Genomic DNA, 7,234 nt, shown 5'->3' on the forward strand with positions numbered 1-7,234 from the left:
CCCGCGACATCGCCAAGGTCGACCAGCACCTGGCCGACTGCCGGGCGTGCTCGGCGCGCCGAGCGGAGCTCGAGGACGTCGGGACCACCCTCCGGCGGGTGGCGGCTCCCCTTCCCCTGGCTCTCGGACCCCTGGCGTGGAGGCACTGGCTGACCTCGCTGCGGGCGGCCACGAAGACGCGCAAGCCGCTCATCCCGGTGCAGGCCCAGCGGACCCTCACCGGCGCCAGCTTCGGGCTCCTCGGCCTGGGCATCATCGGCGCCAGCATCATCGGCCAACCCTCGCTGGGCTCGACGACCCGGCCCCGCCCGGCCGGGGCGGTACCGGTCGGCCAGAGCCCGGTGGCCGTCGAGGAGGCCAAGGCTGCGACCCAGACACCCCCGGGACCACTGGCCCTGCTTCCGAGCCCCCTCCTGGCCCTCGGCGGGGGGTCGGCGGCCGGACCGGTCGCCAGCGGATCGGGGTCCGCTGCCAACCCGGCACCCGCGGCGCCGGCTCCCACCGCGGCCACCGGCACCAACCCGGACAGCGGGGCCGGTCCCCTCCAGCCGATCGTGCCCCAGGGTTCAGGGCCGGTCCTGCAGCTGAGCGCCCAGATCAACCTCACCAAATCGACCTCCGCCACGGTGAACGCCGGCACCGGGAGCACCGGGACGTCGGTCGCCGGCGTCCCGCCGACCGACACGACTCCGGCCCCGTCCGGCTCCGTGTCGGTGACCACCCCGATCACCAGCAACACGGTCACCCTCCCCGGCGTCTCGATCCCCTGAGCCGGCGGTGGGCCCCGCCGCCAACCTGCTGCGGGAGGCCTGACGCGACGAGATCCGGACCCCGTCCAGTCGACGGAACCCGGACCTCGTAGGAAACCGGCCGCAGCCGGCCGTCAGACGGGCTTGACGCTCGCGGCCTGGAGACCCTTGGGCCCCTCCTGAACCTCAAACTCGACCTGCTGGCCCTCTTCGAGCACGCGATAGCCGCTCATATCGATGGCCGAGAAGTGGACGAACACGTCCGCTCCTCCGTCAGGCTGCGAGATGAACCCGTAGCCCTTCTCAGCGTTGAACCACTTGACCGTACCGGTCGCCACTGCGGCGGACCCCCTTCTAGATTGCATGGAACGAGGGGGCACAGCGGCTACTTTCGACCCCCGGTCGGACCGGATGCCGGGTAGGTCCTTGGAACTCCCTCGCCGGGAACGCTACCAGGACACCCCTCGGATGTCAGTAGCCGGCCGGGCGGATTCCTGAGTCTCCGCTGTGCGGGGAGGGGCCCCGGGCCGGCTCATGAGCGCCTGCGGACCCGGGTCCCTTCCGGCCCCGTCTCGACCAGCCAACCGGCGCCGGTCAGCTCGGCCCGGATGGCATCCGAGACGGCGAAGTCCCGGCCGGCCCGGGCCTCGTCGAGCCGGGAGACCAGGTCCCGGATCTCCGCCGGCACCGCCTCCCGGCCCGGGGGGCGGGGGAACAGCCCCAGGGCGGCGGTCATGGCTGCCACGGCCCCGGCCAGCTCGGCGCCCTCCTCGGGCCGGCCGGAGTCGGCTGCCGCGTTGGCGGCCCGGCGGGCCTCGAAAGCCAAGCTCACGGCGCCGGGCGTGTCGAGGTCGTCCTCCATGGCCGCCCGGAAGCGGGAGAGGAGCTCCGCCGCCCGGCCCGGCCCGGTGAGCCCCGCGGCCGGTGCGCCCCCGGACGCCTCACCGGCGCCCTCCGGGCCCGGGAAGGCGGTGGGGAAGCGCTCAGCGAGCAGGTCGAGGCCCTCGAGGGACCGGGTGGCGTGGGCCACCGTCCCGGGGGTCACCTCCATGGGGGTGCGGTAGTGGGACTGCAGCACCAGAAGGCGGTAGGCCCGGCCGTCCTCCCGGGCCAGGAAGTCGGTGAGCGTGACGAAGTTTCCGAGGGACTTGGACATCTTCTCCCCGGCCACCTCCACGAAGGCGTGGTGCATCCAGTGCCGGGAGAAGTCCCGTCCCCATGCCACCGCCTGGGCCCGCTCGTTCTCGTGATGGGGGAACTTGAGATCCAGCCCTCCCGTGTGCAGGTCGAAGCCGTCCCCCAACAGGTCGAGGGACATCACCACGCACTCGGTGTGCCAGCCCGGCCGCCCCGGTCCCCATGGGGACGGCCACGCCGGCTCGTCGGGCTTGGACTTCTTCCAGAGGGCAAAGTCGACCGGTGACCGCTTCCCCGCCACCTCCTCGACCCGGGCGCCGGCGCGGAGCGAGTCCAGGGGCTGCTGGGCCAGGAGCCCGTAATCGGGCACGGACTCGGCGGAGAAGTAGACGCCGTCCGGCAGCTCGTAGGCCACGCCCCGGGCCTGGAGCTCACCCACCAGCTCCACCATCTGCGGCACGTACTCGGTCGCGTGCGGGACGTGCTTGGGCCGCAGGATCCCGAGCCCGGCGGCGGCCCGCCAGTGCTCCGCCTCGTACTGCTCGGCCACCTCGTGGGCGGGACGGCCCTCCTCGCGGCCCCGCTTGATGATGTTGTCGTCGATGTCGGTGATGTTCGAGACGTGGTCGACCTCGACACCGGTCCACTCCAGATAGCGGCGGAGGACGTCATAGACGAGCAGCTGGCGGCCGTGGCCGATGTGGGGCAGGTCGTAGACCGTGGGGCCGCAGGCGTACATCGACAGCCGGCCGGGGCGGCCGGGGCGCAGCTCGACCACCGCTCCTTTTGCCGTGTCGTGGAGCCGCAGCATCCGGGTACGGTAACCCTCCCATGCGCCCGAACGTCCCCGATAAACCCGCCCTCGAGGGCCTGGAAGACAAGTGGACGCGGCAATGGGAGAGCGCGGGCACCTATCGCTTCGACCGGACGAAGACCCGGGACCAGATCTACTCGGTCGACACCCCGCCGCCGACGGTCAGCGGCGTGCTCCACGTCGGCAGCGCGTGGGGATACACGCAGGCCGACACCATCGTGCGCTACCAGCGCATGCGGGGCCGGGAGGTGTACTACCCGATGGGCTGGGACGACAACGGACTGCCCACCGAGCGCCGGGTCCAGAACTACTACGGCGTGACCTGCGACCCCTCACTCCCCTACGACCCGGAGTTCACCGCCCCCGACAAGCCGTTCAGCCCGCCCCGCGCCATCTCCCGGCCCAACTTCGTCGAGCTGTGCCACGGGCTCACCGCCGAGGACGAGAAGGTCTTCGAGGACGTCTGGAGGCGGCTGGCCCTGTCGGTGGACTGGTCCCTCACCTACGCCACCATCGACGACCGGTCCCGCCGGGTCTCCCAGCGCATGTTCCTGCGCAACCTGGCCCGAGGCGAGGCGTACTGCGCCGAGGCCCCGACGCTGTGGGACGTCGACTTCCGCACCGCCGTGGCCCAGGCCGAGCTCGAGGACCGGGAGACACAGGGGGCGTACCACCGGATCCGGTTCGCCCGGGCGGAGGGGTCCGGTCCCGCCGTGGAGATCGAGACGACGAGGCCCGAGCTGATCCCGGCCTGCGTGGCTCTCGTCGCCCACCCCGAAGACGCTCGCTACCACGACCTGTTCGGATCGGAGGTGGTCACTCCTCTCTTCGGTGTGCCGGTGCCGGTCGTGGCCCATCCCCTGGCCGATCCCGAGAAGGGCTCGGGCATCGCCATGATCTGCACCTTCGGGGACCTCACCGACGTCACGTGGTGGCGGGAGCTGAGCCTGCCCGTGCGGGGGATCGTCGGGCGGGACGGTCGCCTGCTCGCCGTCGACTGGCACGGCCCGGACTGGCCGGCGCGCGACCCGGACGCGGCGGAGCGGGCCTACGCCGACCTGGCCGGCCAGACGGTCAAGCAGGCCCAGAAGCGGATCGTCGAGCAGCTGCGCGACTCGGGAGACCTGATCGGCGATCCCCGCCCGATCACCCACGCCGTGAACTTCTACCAGAAGGGGGACCGCCCGCTCGAGATCGTGACGAGCCGGCAGTGGTACATCCGCAACGGGGCGCGGGACGACACGCTGCGCCGGGCCCTCCTCGAGCGCGGCCGCGAGCTGCGCTGGCACCCCGAGTTCATGCGTGTCCGCTACGAGGACTGGGTCAACGGCCTCAACAGCGACTGGCTGATCAGCCGGCAGCGCTTCTTCGGGGTCCCGATCCCCGTGTGGTACCCGATCGGCGCCGACGGGACCGTGGACCACGACCACCCCATGGCCGCCCAAGAGTCCGATCTCCCGGTCGACCCCGCCACAGACGTGCCGACCGGCTACTCCGCCGACCAGCGCGACGTTCCCGGCGGCTTCGCCGGCGAGCTAGACATCATGGACACCTGGGCCACCTCGTCGTGCACCCCGCAGATCGCGTGCCACTGGGAGGACGATCCCGACCTGTTCTCCCGCGTGTACCCGATGGATCTCAGGCCCCAGGGCCACGACATCATCCGGACCTGGCTGTTCGTCACCGTGCTGCGCTCCCACATGGAGCACCAGACGCTGCCGTGGAGCAACGCCTCGGTCACCGGGTTCATCTACGACCCCGACCGCAAGAAGATGTCCAAGTCCAAGGGCAACGCCATCACCCCGATGGAGCTGCTCGAGGAGTACGGCACGGACGGGTTCCGCTACTGGGCCACCAGCGTCAAGCCCGGGCTGGACGCCGCCTTCGACACCGCCCAGATGCGCGTCGGGCGCCGGCTCGCCATCAAGGTCCTGAACGCCTCCAAGTTCGTGCTCTCGAGGCTCGACGACCCGGGGGCGGTCACCGCCACCGCCGTCACCGACCCGCTGGACCGTTCGCTGCTGGCCGGCCTGGCCGAGCTGGTCGAAGGCGTCACCACCGCGTTCGAGGGCTACGACTTCGCCCGGGCGCTGGAGCGCACCGAGGCGTTCTTCTGGTCTTTCTGCGACGACTACCTGGAGCTGGTGAAGGCACGCGCCTATGGAGGCGCCGGCCCGGACGGGAACGGCCCGGGCCCGGACCCCGGAGGCACCGCCTCGGCCCGGGCCACCCTCGGCCTGGCCCTGTCCGCCCTCATACGGCTGCTGGCACCCTTCCTCCCGTTCGTGACCGAGGAGGTCTGGTCCTGGTGGCAGGCGGGCTCGGTGCACCGGGCCGCCTGGCCGGGCCCCGCCGACCTCGGGGGTGCCACCGGTGACCCCGCCGTCCTCCGGGCGGTCGCCGAGGTCCTGGGGGCCGTCCGCAAGGCCAAGAGCGAGGCGGGGGTGTCGATGCGGGCCGGGGTCGAGCACCTCCGGTTGACGGGTCCGCCCCCGCGGGTGGCCGCCTTGCGGGCCGGTCTGGAGGATCTCCGCGCCGCCGGCGTGGTGGCGGATGTGGACCTCGCCGAAGGACCGGAGAGCGTCGAGGTCCGCCTGGCACCTGGCTAGGCACCTGGCTAGGGCGGCGGGCGGGCTGGCCCCGGCTCCCATTCGGGGCTAAAGATCCTCCCCAAATCGGTCGAATAGGACGAATCTCCTATATGGGCACGGGGCAGGTAAGGAACGTGGGCTGGGGCGCGGACGGGCGCGGACCGACGCCGGCCGCGGCCAGACCTACCGGGGGCCCGCGGTTCCCCCGGCCCAGGAGGACCGTCGTGGCCGGACTGGCGGCGATGGTGATGGGCCTGATCGGCGGCGGGGCGGTGGCGCTGCCCGCCCTGGCGTCCCGGACGGCGGCGGCTCCCGGCGCTTCCTCGTCCACCACCCCGGCCCCGGGTCCGGCCCCCTCCGCCTCCGGCCAGGGGGCGCACGCCCTCTCCCGGTCCGGGAACCTTCTGACCGGTCAGACCGCGAGCTTCGACGGAGGGGTCGGGAGCTGGCTCGGCTACACCACGGGCACCTCGGTGGCCCCCAGCTCGAAGGCGCAGTCCGGCTCGGGTTCGATGATCGTGACCAGCACCCGCCGCGCCGCCGCCGAGGTGGGCTCGGGACCGCCCTCCCGGGCGATCCCTGCAACCCCAGGTGAGACGTACTCGGCTTCGATCCAGGCCCGGGCGGCCTCGACGGGAACGCAGGTGGCGGGCGTGCTGGTCTTCTACTCGTCCAGCGGGACCAGCGTCGGCTCGGCGTGGGGTCAGCCGGTGCAGGACCAGACGAGCGCCTGGACCGGGACGGACCCCGTGGTCGGCCTGGCTCCGGCCGGGACGGCGGGAGTGGTGTTCTACGTGACCATGGCCGACCTGGCGCCGGGAGCGGCGCAGTACCTCGACTCGGCCTCCGTCATCGCCGGGGGTGGCGGGGCGGCCCCGATCGTGGCGCCACTCCGCACCCAGGGCAATCGGATCTACGACGCCTACGGTCCGGTGGTGCTCCGGGGCGTCGTGATCAACGGGACCGAGCTCGGCGTCCCCGACTTCCCCACCGACTCCGAGATCGGCCGCGCCGCGGCGTGGGGCTCCAACCTCGTTCGGGTGCCCCTGAACGAATCGCTCTGGCTCAACACGTGCACCGCAGCCGCTCCGTCCAGCAGCCCGGCCTACCCCGCCCAGGTGGCCGCCGAGGTCGGCTCCATAACATCGCGCCACATGGTGGCTCTGCTCGACCTCCACTTCAACGTCACGCACGTGTGCGGGAGGTCGGCGCCGCAGGCGATGGCGGACACGGCCTACTCGCCGACCTTCTGGGAGCAGGTTGCCGCCCGGTTCGCCTCGAACCCGCTGGTTGCCTACGACCTGTACAACGACCCCCATGACATACGCGACTCGGTGTGGCTCCGGGGCGGAACTGCCACCTACGGGGGGATCCCGTTCCAGGCCGCGGGAATGCAGCAGCTGTACGACGCCGTGCGGGCCAAGGCGCCGACCAACCTCGTCTTCGCCAGCGGCAACACGTGGGGTAACGATCCGTCGAGCCTGCCTCTACAGGGCGCCGGCATCGTCGACGCGGTGCACGACTACACCTGCCAGACGCCCCCCTGCCACGCGACCGATCCCTACAACCCCTCGCCCATCCTGAGCCGGTGGACCACGGTCGAGGAATCCACCCCCGTGGCGGTCACCGAGTTCGGGTTCCCCGGCCGCTTCGACGGGACGTTCAACACCAACCTCGTCGCCGCCGCCGACCGGGCCGGCATCGGCTGGGTGGCCTTCGCCTTCGACAACACCGGTACGCCGTTCAGCCTCTTGGCCGACGGGAGCGGAGCGTACGAGCCCCTGCCCGGCGGCATGCCGGTCCTGGCCGGCCTCTCCCGGAACTGAGGGCCCTCAGGTCTGCTGGACGGTGGTGCTGGCCCCGTGGCCCGTATCGGCCTCGACCACACCGATCCGGCAGGTACCCGGCACCGCTGACGGCGTGTAGGTGATCGAAGCCTGCCC

At 72.2% G+C, this 7,234-nt stretch carries 5 protein-coding genes; 3 read left to right on the forward strand and 2 right to left on the reverse strand.

Features of this window, described 5'->3' with window-relative positions:
- Positions 1 to 770: hypothetical protein (locus VFW24_09030; GenBank protein HEX5266905.1), on the forward strand; the 770-nt coding region annotated here is incomplete at its 5' end.
- 113 nt (positions 771 to 883) lie between these two features.
- Here the strand turns inward: VFW24_09030 and VFW24_09035 are convergent.
- Together VFW24_09035 and cysS are read right to left on the reverse strand one after the other, a co-directional pair.
- On the reverse strand, positions 884 to 1,087 hold the full coding sequence (locus VFW24_09035; GenBank protein ID HEX5266906.1) for a cold-shock protein: 204 nt from the start codon (positions 1,085 to 1,087) through the stop codon (positions 884 to 886).
- 194 nt (positions 1,088 to 1,281) lie between these two features.
- Positions 1,282 to 2,697, reverse strand: coding sequence for a cysteine--tRNA ligase (gene cysS, locus VFW24_09040; protein ID HEX5266907.1), 1,416 nt, complete (start codon positions 2,695 to 2,697; stop codon positions 1,282 to 1,284).
- A 20-nt stretch (positions 2,698 to 2,717) separates the two neighbouring features.
- Between cysS and valS the strand changes: the two genes are divergently transcribed.
- Positions 2,718 to 5,309: a valine--tRNA ligase gene (valS, locus tag VFW24_09045; GenBank protein HEX5266908.1), complete on the forward strand. Its 2,592-nt coding sequence runs from the start codon at positions 2,718 to 2,720 to the stop codon at positions 5,307 to 5,309.
- 206 nt (positions 5,310 to 5,515) lie between these two features.
- Complete coding sequence (locus VFW24_09050) at positions 5,516 to 7,117, forward strand: cellulase family glycosylhydrolase (GenBank protein HEX5266909.1); 1,602 nt, start codon at positions 5,516 to 5,518, stop codon at positions 7,115 to 7,117.
- Positions 7,118 to 7,234: the final 117 nt, after the last annotated feature.

The sequence above is a fragment of the Acidimicrobiales bacterium genome (genome assembly GCA_036273495.1).
Classification (GTDB): domain Bacteria; phylum Actinomycetota; class Acidimicrobiia; order Acidimicrobiales; family JAJPHE01; genus DASSEU01.

What these genes read in the sequence shown, in the direction of transcription:
- cysS (HEX5266907.1), bottom strand. Translation starts at nt 2,697, where the DNA reads ATGCTGCGGCTCCACGACACGGCAAAAGGAGCGGTGGTCGAGCTGCGC.
- valS (HEX5266908.1), top strand. Translation starts at nt 2,718, where the DNA reads ATGCGCCCGAACGTCCCCGATAAACCCGCCCTCGAGGGCCTGGAAGAC.